Below are 18608 nucleotides of genomic sequence, written 5' to 3'. Positions count from 1 at the left end.
ATGTTGCCAAGTTACGCATCCCCTGTGGAAAGAGTCTGGTTCTATCTGTTTCGCGGCTTTAATATTCTGGTGCTGCTGTTTCTGGTGAGCCCACTGCTTGCGATTATCCCGCTTTCGTTTTCTGCCGATTCGTTTCTGGTCTATCCGGTTAAGGCATGGTCCTTGCGCTGGTATGAGGAGTTTTTTACCAGCGGGGAGTGGACGCGGGCATTGATGAACAGCTTTATTGTGGCGCCGGCCGCCACCCTGATTGCAACCGCGTTAGGTACGCTGGCGGCAGTCGGACTGACCAGTAGCGAGTTTCCCGGCAAGTCGCTGATTATGAGTATCCTGATTTCGCCCATGGTCGTACCCGTGGTGATTGTCGGCGTGGGCGCGTATCTCTTTATGGCGCCGTTGGGACTGACCAATAACTACTTCGGCCTGATCCTGGTGCATGCCGCACTGGGCGTGCCTTTTGTGGTGATTACCGTATCGGCAACACTTAAGGGTTTCAATGTCAACCTGATGAAGGCCAGCGCCAATCTGGGCGCTGGGCCGCTGACGACTTTCCGTCGCGTGGTGATGCCGCTGATTGCACCGGGGGTGATTTCCGGGGCGCTGTTTGCCTTTGCCACATCGTTTGACGAAGTAGTGGTGACCTTGTTTCTGGCGGGGCCCGAGCAGGTTACCCTGCCACGGCAGATGTTTAGCGGAATCAAGGAAAACATCAGCCCGGCCATTGCTGCGGCAGCCACGGTGCTGATTTTGTTTTCGATTGCACTCCTGTTGACGCTGGAGTGGCTGCGCGGCCGCGCCGAGCGCATCCGTACTTTGCAGCACTAAAAACCAGATGGCCGCCCCTGAGGGCGGCCATGGCGGGAGAAGTTACAAAGGGATGGCAGATTCTGCCTCAGCTAGGATTGTCAGGGCCTCCGCCCGTACTCCAATTAACTGGTTGAGGGTCCATGTGTGCGCATCCCGATACGGCAACACCTGCAAACAGCACAAGCATTGCGGCCAGCACTACGCGCAACCTGATCACAACAACGCCTTCCTTTCCTATCCGTCACCGCTTAGGCGGCCTAGCCAGTATAGACAGCCCGACCGGGCTGTCAGTATTTTTACCGGCTTAATGTTTGCCTGTGCTGCCAAAGCCGCCTTCGCCGCGTTCGGAGTCGCCAAATTCCTCAACGATATTAAATCTGGCTTGCACCACCGGCACGATGATCATCTGGGCGATGCGTTCCAGCGGTGTCAGACAAAAAGCTTCATGTCCGCGATTCCATACCGAGACAAACAACTGTCCCTGATAGTCGGAGTCGATCAGGCCGACCAGATTGCCCAGCACAATGCCGTGCTTATGCCCCAGCCCCGAGCGCGGCAGGATCATGGCGGCAAGGCCCGGGTCGGCGATATGGATCGCCATGCCGGTCGGAATCAGCCGGGTTTCGCCAGGCTGGATATGCAGATCCTGATCAATGGCGGCTCTTAGGTCCAGACCGGCGGAGCCGGGGGTGGCGTAAGCCGGCAAATTTTGCTGCAGGCGCGCGTCCAGAATTTTGACGTCGATAACGGATGGCATGGTGTTGTCCTTATTGGTTTTTGGTTTGGGCCAGCAAGCTGGCCAGATGCTGCACAATGGCGCGGGCGACATCCGCTTTATTCATATGGGGCAGAGGGTGCTCGCCGGCGTCGTCCAGCAGGGTGACTTCATTGCCGTCTGCGCCCATGGCATGCTGGGCGAGGTTGGCCACCAGCAAGGGCAGCTTTTTCCGCCGGCGCTTGGCATCGGCAAACGCAATCAGATTCTGGCTTTCTGCGGCAAAGCCCACGCAAAATGGCGCGGCGGGCAGGGCGGCGATGGTGGCCAGAATGTCGGGATTTTCTTCCAGTTCCAGAGCCGGTGCGCCATCACCCTTCTTGATCTTGTGCGCGGCACGGTTTTTGACGCGGTAGTCGGCGACCGCCGCCACACCGATAAAGACATCGCATTGCCCGGCATGTGCCAGTACCGCGTCGTACATCTCGCGCGCGCTTTGTACATCGATGCGGGTCAGTCCTAGCGGCGCGGGCATGCCGGTCGGGCCGGATACCAGTGTCACATCGGCACCGGCATCGCGACAGGCGCGCGCCAGTGCATAGCCCATCTTGCCCGAGCTGATATTGGTAATGCCGCGTACGGTGTCTATCGGCTCATAAGTCGGGCCCGCGGTGATTAATACCCGTTGCCCGGCCAGCTGTTTGTGTTCAAACAGTCCCAGTGCCAGTTCGAAAATTTCTTCCGCTTCCAGCATGCGTCCGGCACCGGTTTCGCCGCAGGCTTGTGAACCGGATGCCGGGCCGAAGATGGCCACGCCATCGGCTTTGAGTTGGGCGACATTGCGCAGATTAGGCGCGTTTTCCCACATCTGGCGATTCATGGCCGGCGCAACGGCCAAAGGGCAGGTGCGGGCGGCGGCCAGGGTGGAGAGCAGGTTGTCGCAGGCGCCGTGTGCGAGCTTGAACAGCGTGTCGGCGCTGGCCGGCGCGATCAGGAACAGGTCGGCGCGACGGGAGAGGTCGATGTGGGCCATGCCGCCGGCCGGTCTTTCATCCCATAAATCGGTGTAGACGGCGTGTCCAGACAAGGCCTGAAAGGTGAGTGGTGTCACAAAGCGGGTGGCGGCTTGGGTCATCACCACTTCTACCCGGTGGCCGGCCTTGACGAATAAGCGAGTGAGCTCGGCGGCCTTGTAGGCGGCAACGCCACCGGTGACGCCCAGCAGAATGCGTTTGGCAGTCATGCGTGGTCTGCTTTTTTAGGGAAGTAATGGGAGCAAGTTTACCGGATTTCGCCATGAAATATGTTGCCGCTTGGATGCTTGATGACATGGGCTTGGCTGCGCCTGCTACAAATAAACGGTATTGCCTTTGTGGAGCTGCATCATGTCTATCGCCCACTGGCCGGCCGACGACAGGCCGCGGGAAAAATTGCTGTTGCGCGGCGCGGCGGCTTTGTCGGATGCCGAGCTTTTGGCTATTTTTTTACGCACCGGCATGGCTGGGGTATCGGCGGTGGCGCTGGCCCAGCGCTTGTTGCTGCATTTCGGCTCTATTTCGGCCTTGTTTGCCGCCAGTGAAAGCGAATTTGTCCGCCATCCGGGGTTGGGGCTGGCCAAGTATGCGCAACTGATGGCGGTCAAGGAGATGGCGCAACGGGCGCTGGCCGAGTCGCTTGCCAGGCGCGACGCCTTGAGTAGCCCCGCCGATGTGCGCAGTTATCTGCGTCTGGCCATCGGCTCGCGCGATATTGAGGTGTTTGTTGCGCTGTTTCTTAATGCACAGCATCAGGTGATTGCGATGGAGGAAGTGTTTCGCGGCACGCTGACCGAGACGCGTGTCTATCCGCGCGAGATTGTGCGCCGTGCCCTGTTTCATAATGCAGCGGCCCTGATCGTGGCGCATAACCATCCGTCTGGCCGGGCCGAGGCTTCAATGGCAGACAGGGCGCTGACGCAAACGCTTAAGTCGGCGCTCGAGCTGGTCGATATTGCTTTGCTCGACCATTTTGTGGTGACCGCAGCCCATGCCACTTCCTTGGCAGAAGAGGGCGGCTTGGCCTGAGTGGGAGCAAAAACGCCTCTATTTGGCCGAGTGCTTCTTAAATAGAGTGCAAATACTTGCGTTATATGCGAATCATTGCGCTTAAATGCTGCTTTTTGATTGGCATGAAATTAATAATATCTTAATATTCGCCCCTTTAGCTTTTACCCTCAACCCGAACCTATCAGATGAACAGGGAGAGGTTATGCCCAAGCTGGTTGTAGTTGGCAGTATCAATATGGATCTTGTAGCGCTGGCTCCGCGTTTCCCCGCACCGGGTGAGACCTTGAGTGGCGAGCGCTTTGCGACCTTTCCCGGCGGGAAAGGGGCGAATCAGGCCGTGGCGGCCAGCCGTCTGGGTGCCGAAGTCGTCATGGTGGGCTGCGTAGGCTCCGATCTGTTTGGCCGCGACCTTGTCGCCGGGCTGAACAAGGAAGGCGTCGATACGCGCCATGTCCACACGATTGAAGGCATCGCCAGCGGTGTCGCCTGCATCACGGTCAGTGGTGCCGAAAACAATATTATTGTGATTGCCGGTGCCAACCATGCACTGACGCCCGAACATGTTGCGGCAGCCGAAGCCGAAATTGCCGCTGCCGATGTGGTGCTGACCCAGCTGGAAGTGCCGTTGGCCGTAGTTGCCGCCACGGCTGCGCTGGCGAAAAAACATGGCGTGCCGTTGATCCTGAACCCAGCACCGGCCGTACATTTGCCGCCGGCTTTGCTGGATGAAGTGAGCTATCTCACTCCTAACGAGCACGAGCTGTCTATCGTGATGGATGCTGGCTCAACGCCATTCCCGGACATGCTGGAGCGTCTGCCGGGCAAGGTGGTGATGACCAAGGGCGAGCATGGTGCTTACCATGTTGCCGCCGATGGCGCATTCGTGCACCAGCCAGGCTTTACCGTTTCGGCGGTGGATACCACGGGTGCAGGGGATACCTTTAATGCCGCCTTGGCGACTTATCTGCCTTTGGGTTTGAAGCCTGCCATGCGCATGGCTTGTGCGGCCGCCGCCTTGTCGGTGACGCGCCTGGGAGCGCAAGGCGGCATGCCGCATCAGGATGAACTCGACGCTTTTCTCAAGGATGTTGCATGAAAAAGACCGGAACCCTGAATGCACAGCTCGCAAGAGTGCTGGCCGAACTCGGTCATGGTGACGCGATTGTGATCGCCGATTGCGGCCTGCCTATCCCGGCCGGCGTCGAGCGTATCGATCTGGCGTTAACGCAGGGCATTCCTTCCTTTACCGATACGCTGACGGTGGTGTTGTCGGAAATGCAGGTTGAGCATGCGCTGATGGCTAAGGAAATCCGCGCGGCCAACCCGCCTCTGGCCGGCCAGATCGATGCCTTGGCCGAGGGCGGTATTCCGGTGCGTCTGGTCAGTCATGCCGACTTCAAGACGCTGACGCGCCAGGCGCGTGCCGTGATCCGTACCGGTGAAGCCAGCCCTTACGCCAATGTGATTCTGTATTCCGGCGTGGTTTTCTGAGGATGATAGTGTGAGCACGCTGGTAGAAATGAGCGGTATTGCCAAGTCTTTCGGGCCGGTGACGGTACTGAAAGACGTGGCTTTTTCTTTGTCGGCCGGAGAAATCCATGCGCTGATGGGCGAGAACGGCGCCGGCAAGTCCACCTTGATGAAGATCCTGACCGGTCTGTATCAGGCCGATGCAGGTGCTATCCGGGTGGCTGGCGAAACTGTGGATATTCGCAACCCCAGACAGGCGGAGGCGCTGGGCATTGCCATCATGCATCAGGAGCTGAATCTGATCCCCGAACTGTCGGTGGCCGAGAACCTGTTTCTCGGGCGCGAACAGACACTGGGGTTTAGCGGCATCCTTAACGGCAGGCGCATGCGGGCGCTGGCGAAAGAATACCTGTCGCGTCTGGCTGTGGATCTGGACCCGGATGCCGAGGTCGGCAGCCTGTCTATCGGTCAGCAGCAGATGGTCGAGATTGCCCGTGCATTGTCGCTGAATGCGCGCGTACTGATTATGGACGAGCCGACTGCTGCGCTGTCCGAGCGCGAAATCGATGCCCTGTTCGCCGTGATCCGCGAGCTGCGTGCCGACGGCGTCGGCATCGTTTATGTATCGCACCGCATGGAAGAAATCTTTGCCTTGTGCGACCGTATTTCGGTATTGCGTGATGGCGAGTTTGTCGGTACCGAACGCATTGCCGACACCTCGCTTGACCATGTAGTGCAGATGATGGTCGGGCGCGAACTGGGCGAGCGCTTTCCCAAGCGCGAAGTCAGCCATGGCGCCGAGCGCTTGCGGGTGGAAAACCTGTGTGACGAAGGCAATATTGCCGGCATCAATTTTGCCGTGCGCGCAGGCGAAGTGCTGGGGATTGCCGGCTTGATGGGGGCAGGGCGCACCGAGATTGCCCGCACCCTGTTTGGCCTGAACAAGCGACTGTCCGGCAAGATCTTTGTCGACGGCAAGGAGGCGCGCATCAATAAGCCGGCCGATGCCATCGGCTACGGCGTCGGTTTCGTTACCGAAGACCGCAAGGCGCAGGGTCTGGTGCTGGGTTTGTCGGTGCGCGAGAACATCACCTTGTCGGCGGTACCGACCCATGGCCGTAGCGGCATCGTGTCGCGTAGCGAAGAGAAGAGCCTGGTTGCACGCTGCATCGATATGCTGAAAATCCGAACCCGCGACGCCGAACTGGAAGTGCAGTCGCTGTCCGGTGGTAACCAGCAAAAGGTCGTACTGGCCAAGTGGCTCAACCTTAAGCCGCGCGTGCTGATTCTCGACGAGCCGACCCGTGGCGTCGATATCGGCGGCAAGGCCGAGATCTACCACATCATCAACCAGCTCGCCTTCGAGGGCGTGGCGGTGGTGGTGATTTCTTCCGAACTCCCTGAAGTGCTGGGGATTTCCGACCGTATCCTGGTGATGCACGAAGGGCGGATGGCAGGCGAGCTTGCCACTGCCGGTGCCAGCCAGGAATCCATCATGCATCTGGCTACCGGAGGGTATTAAGTGGCCGTCAGTCAAACCAAAAAACTGCTGCACAAACTAGGGCCGTTGTTGGGCCTGGTCGGTCTGTGTGTCGTGCTCGCCATTATGAGCGACAACTTCCTCACCGTCGGCAACTTGCTGAATGTCATGCGTCAGGTGTCCATCAATGCGCTGATCGCCTTCGGTATGACTTTTGTCATTCTGTCCGGCGGTATCGACCTGTCGGTGGGTGCCATTCTGGCCTTGTCCGGCGCGGTCACTGCCGGGCTGATGGCTTCGGGCACCGACCCGGTGCTGGCGACCTTCGCGGGTCTGGCCTGTGGCGCATTGATGGGGGCTTTCAACGGTCTGGCCATTACCAAGGGCAAGCTGGCGCCATTTATCGTGACGCTGGCTACGATGACGATCTTCCGCGGACTGGCGCTGGTGTATACCGGTGGCCGTCCGGTGACCGGCGTCGACAGTGACTTCTTCTTTATGCTGGGTAACGGCTATCTGGGCGCGCTGGTGCCGATGCCGGTGATCACCATGTTCATCGCCTTTGGCGTGTTGTGGTTCATCCTTAAGCGCACCGCCTTTGGCCGTCATGTGTATGCAGTTGGCGGCAACGAAGAAGCCTCGCGCATTTCCGGCGTCCATGTAGACCGCGTCAAGATCATGATCTATGCGATCTCGGGTTTCTTGTCGGCGTTGGCCGGTCTGATTCTGACCTCGCGTCTGAACTCGGCCCAGCCTACGGCCGGTACCGGCTATGAGCTGGATGCCATTGCTGCGGTGGTGTTGGGGGGGACCAGTCTGGCCGGCGGTCGCGGCTGGATTGTCGGCACCTTGATCGGCGCCTTGCTGATTGGCGTGCTCAACAACGGTTTGAACCTGCTGGAGGTTTCGTCCTTCTACCAGCAGGTGATCAAGGGTGCGGTGATTCTGCTGGCGGTGTTGCTTGACCGTCGTGCGGCGCGCTGACGCAATAAAATCCATACCAAGTCACAAGGAAAATAGAGCATGAATACGCTACTGAAATCGCTGTTGGGTACGGCACTGCTTGCCGTCCTGGCTACCGGCTGCAGCAAGCAGGGACCTGAAGCCAGTGTGGCGGATGCTTCCGCGCCGGCAACCGAGTCGGGCGCGCCTAGCATAGGTCTGGCCGTCTCGACCCAGAACAACCCGTTCTTCGTCTCGCTGAAGCATGGTGCCGAAGAAGAAGCCAAGGCGCTGGGGTTGAATCTGGTGGCGGTGGATGCGCAGGATGATCCGGCCAAGCAGATTGCCAGTATCGAAGACCTGATCCAGAAGAAGGTCAAGGTCATCATGATCAACCCAACCGACTCCGCGGCCGTACTGTCGGCGGTTAAGGCAGCTAATGCCGCCGGTATTCCGGTGATCACGCTGGACCGCTCGATTGATGGCGGCGATGTCGCTGCGCATATCGCGTCCGACAACGTGGCAGGTGGCGAAATGGCTGCCGGATTCATCAAGGAAAAACTGGCTGGCAAGGGCAATGTGGTCGAGCTGGAAGGGATTGCCGGTGCTTCTGCCGCACGCGAGCGCGGCAAGGGCTTCCATAACGTCATCGACAAGGAAACCGGCATCAAGGTCGTGGCCAAACAGCCGGCTGACTTTGACCGTGCCCGCGGCATGAGCGTGATGGAAAACATCCTGCAAAGCCAGAATAATGTTGCCGGTGTGTTTGCACATAACGACGAAATGGCACTGGGTGCATTGCAGGCGCTGGATTCGTCCGGCCGCAAGGGCGTTGTCGTCGTTGGTTTTGATGCGACCGCCGATGCTGTCGCCGCCGTCAAAGCCGGCCGCATGGCGGCAACCGTGGCGCAGAAGCCTGAGCTGATTGGCAAGATGGGCGTGGAAACGGCCAAGAAGATCATCGATGGCCAAAGCGTGGACAAATACGTACCGGTACCGCTGGAGCTGATCAAGCAATAAGCTTGTTTCTCTCTTGGCAAAATAATGGCACCCGCGAGGTGCCATTATTTTTGACTTGGCGCAATATGTTATATGGGTTTTGTTGGCATGCTGCTGCTTTTCCCCCAGTGAAGAGCAGTCCGATGAAGAAGATTTCCGTACTGATGATTGGCGCCGGCGAGACCGGTACCCCGCTGCTGCGCCAGCTACTGGATGCACCCTTTGTGGAGGTGCATGCCGTGGCCGATCTTGATCTTGCCCTGCCAGGCATTGCACTCGCGCGTGAGCGTCAGGTCGCAGTAAGTCACGACTTCGAAGCGCTGGTGCGAGCCTTGCCCATGGTGGACATCATCATCGATGTAACTGGCGCGCCGGTGGTACGCGAGCGCCTGCGTACGCTGATGCAGGAGAGCGGCAATGCACACACTGTTATTGTGCACGAGCGGGTTGCCTTGCTGATGATGTCGCTGGGGGCAGGAGAGCTGGTACAAAGCGCACATGCCGAGACCGGCTATTGAGCCGGCGATGCGGTAAAAATGGCCGCATCGGCAAAGCCTGCGGCCATTAAAACGATGGCTTGCGTTTAGCCAAAGCCGCGCCGTTTAAGCGCCAGATAGAGCATGCCGGCGGTGATGGCATCATTGAGTGCATCATGGCGCGGCAGCGCCGGCACTTTCAAATCGTCGACGAGGGTCTGTAGCCTGAGATCGACATGGCTGTCCGGTTGCTGCTTGAGTTTGTAGTCGTAGTAGCGGCCCGAAATCTCTATCCTGCGGTTAGGCAGGGCACAGCCGATCAAGCCCTTCACGTATTTGTTGAGAATGGCCATGTCGTACTCGAGGTAGTAGCCGACCAGTGGCCGTCCGCCGATAAAGTCCAGCAGGCGAAATACGGCATCGGCCGGCGCCATGCCCTCGCCGACATCGCGCGGGCGCAAGCCGTGTACGCTGACATTGCCCGCATCGGGGCGTTTTTCCGGCCTGACCAGCAAATAAAGCGACTCGCTGGACAGGATGCGGTTGCCGCGGATTTTGACCGCGCCGATTGAAAGCAGCTCTGCTTCGGCCACATCGAGGCTGGTGGTTTCACAGTCCACACTGACGATTTCATCCGGGTGCGCATCGAATAGGCCGGCATAGCGCGGGTCGGTGAGCCGGCTCTTTTGCCAGCGGCGGGTCAGGGCGGCCAGCATCAGAAACTCCCCAGTTTGAAGTGGTGGCGCAACATGCTCTTATAGCGCTTGACCACGGCAAAGGCATCTTTCAGCAGGTCGCGCTCCAGCGTAGACAGGCGGTAAGGTGCAATCAGGTTATCCGGCTGCCGTCCTTCTTCCAGTGCATCCAGCCCCGCGCTCAGCTTGATGCCGATCAGGAAGGTCAGTGCCTCGGCCAGATCGTGCGACAACTCTTGTTCGAGCAGGCCTTTACTTGTCAGCGCAGACAGGCGTTCCAGCGTGTTGGTTTCGTGGATGCCGGCTTCCAGTGCCAGTGCACGCGTGCCGTGCACAATAGGGAAGATGCCGCCCTTTTTCAGATCCAGTACGGCCTCTCCATCCGCTTCGCGAGTCAGTAACTGGGCGAACAGTCCGAGCGGAGTGTCGAACTGTTCAATAGCGCGGGCGAAGCGGGCATAGAACGCGGCATCATCGGCAATGGCCTGCTGCAGCACCTCGTGTGCTGTTTTTAATAAGCTGGCATCGCCGGCGACGGCTTCGGCATCCACAAAGATGGCGAGATTCATCAGCGCGGCGCTGTCCGGCTGGAATGTCCATTGCTGGATGCGCGCCTGCATCTCGCTTTGATCCAGCCGCCACGCAGGATTGCTGAGCATGATGCCGCCGGCACATGGCGGGTAGCCAAAGCGCGCCAGTGCCCCCGAGAAAGCATCGCATATCTCGGCGATGCCATCCTGGGGAAAGCCGTCGCGGATGATTAGCGCGTTGTCCTGATCAGTCTTGAGGATTTGCTCGCCGCGGCCCTCCGAGCCCATCACGATCAGGCAGCTGTTTTCCAATAGTGCCGTTGGCGCCAGCATCTGCCATGCCCGCTCGAACAGGCGCGCGTTCAGCGTTTGCACCAGTCGCGCGAGCTGTGGCGGTTTGACGCCGTGTCCGGACAGAATGCGTACCAGGCGTGTAATCTGGCCGGCGGCATCGGCCAGTTCATCCAGATTTTGCGCGCGCTCGATGCGCTGGGCGATCAGATGGGAATGGTTGGAGAAATAGGACAGCACATCGACCTGGGACAGGATGCCGACGGCTTGCCCCTCTGCAGTGACCACCAGACGGCGGATATTGTTGCGCGTCATCGTCAACAGCGCGTTGAACAGGAAGTCGTCGATGTCCACGCTCATCAGCTGGAATTGCCCCAGTTCGCTAAGCGGGGTGTGATAGGGCGTGCCATGAATGATGACGTCGCGAAAATCGGTGGTGGTGTAAATGCCCAGCCGCGTGCCATCTTGTACCAGGAGCGACTTGACCCGCTGGGTTTTCATGGTTTCGGCCGCTTGCTGCAAGGTCGTGCTGCCATCGACCTTGACCGGTTCGCGCAGACGCACGTCGCGCACGCGTGCGGTAAGCAGGGTCTGCAGTTCCCGCTGACCGGGGCGCTCCGAGAGGGCGGCCAGCTTGTGCGATACGCTGGCGTAGAAATAGGCGCCAAAGCGCAGGTTACGCCCGGTCAGCTCCATCAGTTGCGCGCGCGGGATGGCGTAGAGCAGGGCTTCTTCATGCACGACAAAGCGGTTTTGTGTTTCACCGGCGATCAGCGCCCGCGCATCGAAAGTATCGCGCTCGCGATAAACGCCGATCACCTCCTCGCCGGCCATCTCGCGCACAATGCCCTTGATCACCACCCACAGCGTGTCAACCGGCTTGCCCGGCCCCATGATTTCGTCGTCGTCGGCAAAAAAAGCAATGTCGACACATGCTTCCAGCGACTGTTGTTCGCAGGCCGTCAGGCTGTCAAAGGGCGGGTGGCTGAAGTCGAAGCGGCTCATACGGGTCTCGGGTCGGATTTTCTATGGCTTTAGCATAAGCCCGTGCCGCCCTTAGGGCTACTGCGCTGCAAGGCGAGTGTAGGTCGCCTGCAACAGACAGGCCGGGCGGCTGCCCGACCTGAAGGGGAGGGTATTTAACTGCGGTGGCTGAATAGTGGTGCGCCGTCACGCAACATCAGTAATTCACCAGGCGCCAGTGCGGTCCAGACTTCGTTGTCGGTGAGTGGCAAGGTTGCAATCACGGCCACGCGATCCTGTGCGGTGGTGAGCGTGGAAAAGTCGACGCTGACATCGTCGTCGACCAGATGCGCGGTATTGAACGGTGCCTGACGTACGATATAGTGCAATTGGGTGGTGCAGTGAACCAGCAGCCATTCGCCGTTGGAGAGCATGAAATTGAATGTGCCGTGTGCGCGGATTTCGGCGCTCAGGCGTGCCACTTCGTCAAACAGTTGTTCCGCTTCGGGGACGCTGTCCCAGCGCTGGCGCAATTGTTCGAGGATATGGCAGAAGGCGCGTTCCGAATCGGTGCTGCCGACCGCCTGATAATGGCTGCCCTTGGCCGGGTTAAATGCCTTAAGGTCGCCATTGTGGGCAAAAATCCAGTATTGCCCCCACATTTCGCGCACAAAGGGGTGGCAGTTTTCCAGACGAACTTCACCTTGGGTGGCCTTGCGGATATGGGCGATCACGTTTTTCGACTTGATCGGATAGCGGCGCACCAAATCGGCAACCGGTGAATCGCTGGACGGTTTGTCGTCGATAAAGAGGCGCACGCCCGCGCCCTCGAAAAAGGCGATACCCCAGCCATCGGCATGGTGGTCGGTCAGTCCGCCGCGGCGGTGAAAGCCTTCGAAGGAAAACAGAATGTCGGTCGGGGTATTGCAATTCATTCCAAGCAGCTGGCACATAAGGCGGGTTCCGTCTGGCGGGCAGGCTGTTTAAGAAGCGCTTACCCTTGTAATTTGGCGGTTTGGCCTTAATCTTACCGCTTTTGTCGCAGCTTAAGGTGAGCCTATGACCACCATTGTGGTAGTGCGCAAAGGGAACGAGGTTGCGATTGCGGCCGATAGCCAGACTACGTTTGGCGACGACCAGAAACTGCTCGCCGGCTACGATCGTTTTCACGACAAGATTTTTCGTATTGGCGAGCACCATTTCGCCATCGCCGGCTCGGCTGCGCATGATCTGGTCTTGCAAAATGCGCTCAGAAGCCTGAAAACGCGCGATTTGAGTTCGCGTGCCGGCATTTTCGAGACCTTCCGCAAACTGCACCCCAAGCTGAAGGACAATTTTTTCCTGAAGCCGGACGAGGAAGAAGACGACCCGTACGAGTCCAGCCATATGATGCTGCTGCTGGCCAATAGTCACGGCATTTTCGGCGTGTATCCGATGCGCGAGGTATACGAGTTTTCACGCTACTGGGCAATAGGCTCGGGCCGCGCTTACGCCATGGGGGCGATGTACAACTGTTATCAGGACGAATTGACTGCGGCACAGATCGCCGAGCGCGGCATTATGGCCGGCTGCGAGTTTGATCTCTCGTCGGCGCTGCCGATGTCGCTTTACACTTTTACGCTAGGCAAGGAATAACCATGAACCAAACCGATACCCTGCAGCGCTTTATTTTTGACGACGCACCGGTGCGCGGTGCGCTGGTCAGGCTGGACGACGCCTGGCAGGCGGTGCTGTCGCGCCGCCATTACCCGGCTCCGGTACGCGATCTGGTCGGGCAGATGATGGCGGCCTCCGCCTTGCTGGCGGCCAACCTCAAGTTTGACGGCACGCTGATTATGCAGATTCAGGGCAAGGGCGCGCTCAAGCTGGCGGTGGTCGAAAGCAATGCCGACCGTACTTTGCGCGCGACCGCCAAGTGGGACGAGGTGAAGGACGGCGCATTGCTCGCCGAACTGGTTGGCGTCGGCGCCCAGTTCGTGATTACGCTGGACCCGAAAGAAGGGCAGCCGTGGCAGGGTATTGTTGCGCTGGAAGGCGACAGCCTGGCCCAGATGCTGGAAAACTATATGCAGCGCTCCGAGCAACTGGATACCAAGCTGGTATTGGCTGCCGATGCAGGCTCCGCCGCCGGCATGTTGCTGCAGCGCCTGCCGGAAGGGCATGGCGATGCCGAAGGCTGGAATCATGTGCAGACCCTGGCTTCCACGCTTAAGGGCGAGGAGCTGCTTGAGTTGCCGGCAACCGAAATCCTGCACCGCCTGTATCACGACGACGAAGTGCGCCTGTTTGATGCCGAGACGCTGGCCTTTGCCTGCAACTGCAGCCAGGAGCGGGTCGGCGATATGCTGAAGATGCTCGGTGGCGAAGAAGTGGCCAATGTGATTCTGGAGCAGGGCTCCATCGAGATTCATTGCGAATTCTGTAACCAGCAATATGTGTTCGACGAAGACGACGTCAATGCCCTGTTTCACACCGATGTGGTGCACGCAGTGCGCGAGGCGCGCCACTGATGGCAGACGATAGCGCTGTCACGCGTGTCGTGGTCGAGCGCTATCACCATGCGTGGAAGGCGTTGGATGTGGATGCGGTGATGGCTTTGTATCATCCCGAGGTACGCTACCACGACTTTCACGGCCGTAGCCTGATTACGCTTGGCGGGCTGCGCGACTATGTGCTCGACAGCCTGCCATCAGGCACTAATGAGTCGCTGGCCCACACCGACCGCATCCGCGTTGATGGCGACTGCGCTTTTTTGCAGTATTGCTATACGGTGAAAAGCCGTATGGTGCGGGGGCGGCTGACGCGCTTTCACGGCAGCGAAGTGATCCGGGTGCAAGATGGCCTGATCATCGAAGTGAAGGAGTACTGCGTGGTCGCCGGCAACAGTGCCGCACAAGGGGCCGGTCGCATCGGCCTGTCGCCCTTGCGTCTGACGCGGCTGGTGGCCGACCTTGAGGACTATTTCAGCCGCCACCATCCCTATCTTGATCCCGAGCTCAATCTGGCGGCGGTGGCCACAGCCAGTGGTTACACCCGCAACCAGATTTCCCATGCGCTCAACCATGTGTTGGGTGTCACCTTTTATGCTTACCTTGCACGTGCGCGCATCGACCATCTGTTGGCGCTGCCGGCAAGTGCACGCCCTGCGTCTGCCATGGACATGGCGCTATCTGCCGGTTTTTCCTCCATTTCTACTTTCTATAAAGCCTTTCGCCAAGCTACCGGCACCACGGTGCAACGCTATTTTTCCGCAGCCGATTTCGAGCGGTCCCGTACGCACGACAAAAGATAAAGCCCACCCTTAGTATTGCCGCATGTTTAAACGACTGCGGGGGGCGAGAAATGCTGCCGGATTTTGTCAGGGTGTTGCACCGGGCTGCGACCAGCGAGGCTGAGCATTACTACGATGCACCGGCGCTGGTGTTGGATGGCAGGCCCGAGTTACGGCTGTGGCCCTTGTTTGAGCATCTGGCCGGTCGTGCCGGCATCTGGGCTTCCGACGACTATAGCAAGCACAAGTTTTTGCCTGATGAGTATGAATTTTGCCTATTGCTCAGCGGGCGGGTACGGATAGGCGATAGGGCTGGGTGCAGCATTGAGTTCGGCGCAGGTGATGCCTTTTTGCTGGAGCCTGGCTTTGAAGGAAGCTGGACATCGCTTGAGCCGGTGCGCAAGTTTTTCATGATGTTGCCGATGTTGCCCGCTGTGCAATGGGAGGGCGCATGAGCCGTCTGCCCGCAAGTTGTCTGTGGCAGGGGGGCTTGCCAGTTGCAGCAGCCTCTTCCCTGCCTTCCATTGCGGAGGATTGCGATGTGGCCATTATCGGGGCTGGCTACACCGGTTTGTGGACGGCCTATTACCTGAAGCGGCAGGACCCGGCACTGCAGGTGCAGGTATTCGAGGCGGCGCATGCCGGTTTTGGTGCCTCCGGGCGCAATGGCGGCTGGCTGATCGGCGGTATGGCCGGACAGGATACGTGGCTAGCGGGCCTGGATGAAGACGCGCAAGAAGCGACGCGCCCGCTTTTGTACGGCATGGTCGACGAGGTGAAGGCCGTCTGTGCACGCGAGCAAATCGACTGTGATCTGGCCCATGGTGGCGTGCTGTATGCGGCCCGTGGCGTGGCGCAGGCACGGCGTGCGCGCGCCTGGTTGAGCGAACTGCATCGGGTAGGGCACCGCGATGCCGATTTTCGCTGGTTGTCTGCAAGCGAACTGGCCGCACAGCTACACATCGCCGATGGCCAAGGCGCCGTTTTTTCGCCGCATTGCGCCACCTTGCATCCCTTGAAACTGGTGCAGGGCCTGCTGCTGACCGTGCGGCGCATGGGCGTGCGTGTACACGAGGCGTGCCCGGTAGCGGGTTTTGGCAAAGGCCGGGTCCGTCTGGCAAGTGGCGAGGTGCGGGCGCGCTGGATTGTGCCGGCACTGGAGGGCGCCAGTAGCACGCTGGCAGAACTGAAAGGACGGGTGCAGCCGGCACAAAGTCTGATTATCGCGACCGAACCTTTGTCTGCTGCGCAATGGGACACGATAGGCCTGGCCGGTCGGGCGGCTTTTTCCGATCTGTCGCGCGGAGTGACGTATGGACAGCGCACCGCAGACGGACGTTTGCTGTTTGGCGCCCGTGGCGGCTACCGCTTTGCCGGCCGGCCGCGCTGGGACTTCGATCCGCAAGACGATGAATTCTTACAGCGCACTGAACTGATGCGGCAATTTTTTCCGCAACTGCAAGAGGTGGGGATCGCCTACGCCTGGGGCGGCACGCTGGGGCTGGCGCGCGGCTTTACGCCGTTTGCCCTGCGGGATCGTAGCCGGGGCGTGGCATGCGCCGGTGGTTATGGTGGCGAAGGGGTGGGAACCAGCAACCTGATGGGGCGCACGCTGGCCGACCTGATTGGGGAACGTGAAACCTTGTTGACGCGCCAGCGCTGGGTAAAGGGGGAGGCGGGATTGTCCAGCCTGCGCCGCTGGGAGCCCGAGCCGCTACGTTACTTGGGCTATCACGCCATCCGTTCGGCATTTGTACTGGACGATGCACTTGCAGACCGGCAGGACATACCTGCCAGTTTGCGCCGGCTGGTCGGTGCCGCTGCCGATGCGCTGGAAGGATTGATGCATTGAAGAGACAGCTCTGGCAACAGGCATTTTTCGATTGTTTCTGCAGGAGATACGGGATGACAGTAGCTAAGTGGTGCGTACCTGTTTTAGTGCTGGCCGGCGGCATGGCAACAGCGCAGGCGGATAGCAAACTCAATGTTTACAACTGGGCCGACTATATCGCAGAGGGTACGGTGCCGGCCTTTCAGAAGGCGACCGGAATCAAGGTGCGCTACGACGTATATGACAGCAATGAAATGCTGCGTGCCAAACTGATGACCGGCCATACCGGCTACGACATCGTAGTGCCGACCCAGTACACCGTGGATATGGGAATCAAGGCCGGCATGTTCGAGCCTTTGGACCGGAGCCAGCTGCCCAACTGGAAACACCTCGACCCGCAATTGCTCAAGCTGATGGAGCAGTTTGATCCGGGCAACCGCTATGCAGTGCCGTATCTGTGGGGGCTGAATACGGTCGGCATCAATGTGCCCAAGGTCAAGCAGGCGCTGGGGGGCAAGCTGCCGGATAATCCGTGGGACCTGGTTTTCAAGCCGGAGGTCGTGGCGAAACTGAAGGGCTGTGGTGTCAGCGTACTGGACTCTGCCGGCGTGTACTTTGCTTCTGCTTTGCATTGGGCAGGAAAAAACCCCAATAGTAATCAAGTCAGCGATTACGAGACGCTGATGCCGACGCTGAAGGCAGCACGCAAGTCTTATCGCATGTTCAACTCCTCCAGTTACACCAATGAACTGGCCGATGGTTCGGTATGTGTGGCCATGGGCTACTCGGGTGACCTGAACACTGCGCGCAAGCGTGCCGCCGAGGCCGGCAATGGCGTGCAGTTGATGGTGTTGATGCCCAAACGTGGACTCAATATCTGGGTCGACAGCCTGACCATTCCCAAAGGCGCGGCCAATCAGGCGCAAGCCCATCGTTTTATCAATGCGATGCTGGAACCGAAAACGGCGGCAGCTAATGCCAACTTTGTCAGCTATGCGCCGGGTGTCGCTGCGGCCAAACCTTATATCGATAAGGTACTGGTGTCCGAGCCTGTGCTGTTCCCACCGGCAGACGCGCTTAAAGGCAGCTTTGTGACAGTGGCACTGCAGCCGGAAACGATACGCAGCTATACCCGTTTGTGGCAGAAACTAAAGGCGGGTAAGTAGATTTTTCTGGCCATGGCATGCCATCTAAAGCCACGACGCAATGTCGTGGCTTTTTTATACCCAAGCGCAGAGTCAGTTGCCGCCTGCCGCCAACTTTTGCAAGGTGCTTGCCGGGTCAGGTTCGCTGATGGCGGTTGCGATCAGGCGTTCCAGCCAAAACCGGTGCAATAGCCATAACGGGTGGCCACTGTCTCCTGTTTCCTTCGCGCATTGCTTGGCGACATCAAAGCTGCGGTAGAACGAAGTGATCAGGGCGATCAGGTCTGCCTCGGGCCAGCGGCAGCCGAAGTGGCGGAAACGCTCGCTCCAAAAGCGTATTTGCTCGCGCTCGTGGGCAAGTTCAAGTTCCTGCAGGGCTGGGATCAGATCCATGGCGCGCCATAGCGCACCATGACCGACAAAGTGCGCATCCAGCGCATCCAGCGCACTGTCCAGCGCCTGCAAGGTGGCGGGCCAGTCCAGATCCTGCGTCCTGATTTTCTCCTGCGCTTCTCGCACCGCCGACAGCCACGCTGCCGCCAGCCGGCAGATGATGGCCTCCTTATTGGGGAACAGGTGATAGAGCGACTTGATGCCGACGCCGGCGCGCTCGGCAATCGCGTTGGTGTTCAGTGCGGTAAAACCCTGCTCGGCCAGCAAGGCAAGTGTCGCCTGCTCGATTTTCTGAACAGTCTCCCATGTGCGCTGCTGCTGCGGTTCGCGGCGCATGCGCAAGCTATCGGGAAGCCCGGGGATGGGAGGCGGGGTGTCTGGCATAAGAACTCGAGGCCGGCAATGGAATGGCAACACTATAAGGGGGGGGGCTGTGGTGCGGCAACTACACTGCTTTTCATTTATTGCAGCAATTGCTGCAATTTTTAGCAAAGACTGCGATAAAGGAGAGGTGGCGATAATCACAACAAATACCGCCGTCAAATAATGGAGGAG

Annotated in this window: 20 protein-coding genes; 14 read left to right on the top strand and 6 right to left on the bottom strand. The window is 59.2% G+C overall.

The window, feature by feature from the left end:
• On the top strand, positions 1-825 hold the full coding sequence (locus tag M3P88_RS11070) for an ABC transporter permease (RefSeq protein WP_249616095.1): 825 nt from the start codon (positions 1-3) through the stop codon (positions 823-825).
• 286 nt (positions 826-1111) lie between these two features.
• Here M3P88_RS11070 and dut read toward each other — a convergent pair whose 3' ends face one another.
• Together dut and coaBC are read right to left on the bottom strand one after the other, a co-directional pair.
• Positions 1112-1564: a dUTP diphosphatase gene (dut, locus tag M3P88_RS11065; protein ID WP_249616094.1), complete on the bottom strand. Its 453-nt coding sequence runs from the start codon at positions 1562-1564 to the stop codon at positions 1112-1114.
• A 10-nt stretch (positions 1565-1574) separates the two neighbouring features.
• Positions 1575-2765, bottom strand: a complete 1191-nt coding sequence (gene coaBC / locus M3P88_RS11060) for a bifunctional phosphopantothenoylcysteine decarboxylase/phosphopantothenate--cysteine ligase CoaBC (RefSeq protein WP_249616093.1) — start codon at positions 2763-2765, stop codon at positions 1575-1577.
• Between the two features lie 142 nt (positions 2766-2907).
• Between coaBC and radC the strand changes: the two genes are divergently transcribed.
• The 7 genes from radC to M3P88_RS11025 all read left to right on the top strand — a co-directional run bounded on the left by radC (position 2908) and on the right by M3P88_RS11025 (position 8976).
• A complete protein-coding gene (gene radC, locus M3P88_RS11055) occupies positions 2908-3585 on the top strand; it encodes a RadC family protein (protein ID WP_249616092.1) in 678 nt (225 codons plus the stop codon).
• 184 nt (positions 3586-3769) lie between these two features.
• Complete coding sequence (rbsK, locus tag M3P88_RS11050) at positions 3770-4663, top strand: ribokinase (RefSeq protein ID WP_249616091.1); 894 nt, start codon at positions 3770-3772, stop codon at positions 4661-4663.
• On the top strand, positions 4660-5058 hold the full coding sequence (gene rbsD, locus M3P88_RS11045; protein ID WP_249616090.1) for a D-ribose pyranase: 399 nt from the start codon (positions 4660-4662) through the stop codon (positions 5056-5058). The genes rbsK and rbsD overlap by 4 nt, the downstream gene beginning before the upstream one ends.
• Positions 5059-5086: 28 nt before the next feature.
• Positions 5087-6559 carry a sugar ABC transporter ATP-binding protein gene (locus M3P88_RS11040; protein ID WP_249616109.1) on the top strand — a complete coding sequence of 491 codons (1473 nt, stop codon included), beginning with the start codon at positions 5087-5089 and terminating at the stop codon, positions 6557-6559.
• Entirely contained in the window at positions 6560-7501 is a 942-nt protein-coding gene (locus M3P88_RS11035) for an ABC transporter permease (RefSeq protein WP_249616089.1), read from the top strand.
• Positions 7502-7540: 39 nt separating this feature from the next.
• Positions 7541-8479 (top strand): ribose ABC transporter substrate-binding protein RbsB, encoded by a 939-nt coding sequence (gene rbsB / locus M3P88_RS11030; protein WP_249616088.1) that lies wholly within the window; start codon positions 7541-7543, stop codon positions 8477-8479.
• Between the two features lie 122 nt (positions 8480-8601).
• The gene (locus M3P88_RS11025; RefSeq protein WP_249616087.1) at positions 8602-8976 is read left to right on the top strand and encodes an oxidoreductase; all 375 of its coding nucleotides are present in this window, start codon (positions 8602-8604) and stop codon (positions 8974-8976) included.
• Positions 8977-9041: 65 nt separating this feature from the next.
• Here M3P88_RS11025 and M3P88_RS11020 read toward each other — a convergent pair whose 3' ends face one another.
• From M3P88_RS11020 to M3P88_RS11010, 3 genes are all read right to left on the bottom strand, one after another.
• Entirely contained in the window at positions 9042-9650 is a 609-nt protein-coding gene (locus M3P88_RS11020; protein WP_249616086.1) for a 3'-5' exonuclease, read from the bottom strand.
• Entirely contained in the window at positions 9650-11455 is a 1806-nt protein-coding gene (locus M3P88_RS11015; RefSeq protein ID WP_249616085.1) for a putative nucleotidyltransferase substrate binding domain-containing protein, read from the bottom strand. Before M3P88_RS11015 ends, M3P88_RS11020 begins: the two co-directional genes overlap by 1 nt.
• A gap of 134 nt (positions 11456-11589) precedes the next feature.
• A complete protein-coding gene (locus M3P88_RS11010; protein WP_249616084.1) occupies positions 11590-12366 on the bottom strand; it encodes a class II glutamine amidotransferase in 777 nt (258 codons plus the stop codon).
• A gap of 106 nt (positions 12367-12472) precedes the next feature.
• Between M3P88_RS11010 and M3P88_RS11005 the strand changes: the two genes are divergently transcribed.
• From M3P88_RS11005 to M3P88_RS10980, 6 genes are read left to right on the top strand one after another with little or no spacing between them, the layout of a single operon-like run.
• Entirely contained in the window at positions 12473-13048 is a 576-nt protein-coding gene (locus M3P88_RS11005; protein ID WP_124736299.1) for an Ntn hydrolase family protein, read from the top strand.
• Positions 13049-13050: 2 nt separating this feature from the next.
• A complete protein-coding gene (gene hslO / locus M3P88_RS11000) occupies positions 13051-13923 on the top strand; it encodes an Hsp33 family molecular chaperone HslO (RefSeq protein WP_249616083.1) in 873 nt (290 codons plus the stop codon).
• Positions 13923-14705: a helix-turn-helix domain-containing protein gene (locus tag M3P88_RS10995; protein ID WP_249616082.1), complete on the top strand. Its 783-nt coding sequence runs from the start codon at positions 13923-13925 to the stop codon at positions 14703-14705. Before hslO ends, M3P88_RS10995 begins: the two co-directional genes overlap by 1 nt.
• Before the next feature lie 50 nt (positions 14706-14755).
• Positions 14756-15139: a cupin domain-containing protein gene (locus tag M3P88_RS10990; protein WP_249616081.1), complete on the top strand. Its 384-nt coding sequence runs from the start codon at positions 14756-14758 to the stop codon at positions 15137-15139.
• Positions 15136-16536, top strand: a complete 1401-nt coding sequence (locus M3P88_RS10985; protein ID WP_249616080.1) for an NAD(P)/FAD-dependent oxidoreductase — start codon at positions 15136-15138, stop codon at positions 16534-16536. The genes M3P88_RS10990 and M3P88_RS10985 overlap by 4 nt, the downstream gene beginning before the upstream one ends.
• Before the next feature lie 53 nt (positions 16537-16589).
• The gene (locus tag M3P88_RS10980; protein WP_249616079.1) at positions 16590-17681 is read left to right on the top strand and encodes a polyamine ABC transporter substrate-binding protein; all 1092 of its coding nucleotides are present in this window, start codon (positions 16590-16592) and stop codon (positions 17679-17681) included.
• A gap of 72 nt (positions 17682-17753) precedes the next feature.
• On the opposite strand, the gene M3P88_RS10975 is transcribed toward M3P88_RS10980, so the two are convergent.
• The gene (locus M3P88_RS10975; protein WP_249616078.1) at positions 17754-18437 is read right to left on the bottom strand and encodes a TetR/AcrR family transcriptional regulator; all 684 of its coding nucleotides are present in this window, start codon (positions 18435-18437) and stop codon (positions 17754-17756) included.
• Positions 18438-18608 lie beyond the last annotated feature (171 nt).

Source organism: Craterilacuibacter sp. RT1T (assembly GCF_023502145.1).
Taxonomy (GTDB): Bacteria; Pseudomonadota; Gammaproteobacteria; order Burkholderiales; family Chromobacteriaceae; genus Craterilacuibacter.
Note: the sequence above shows the minus strand (reverse complement) of the source record. Positions and strands in the feature narration are given on the sequence as shown.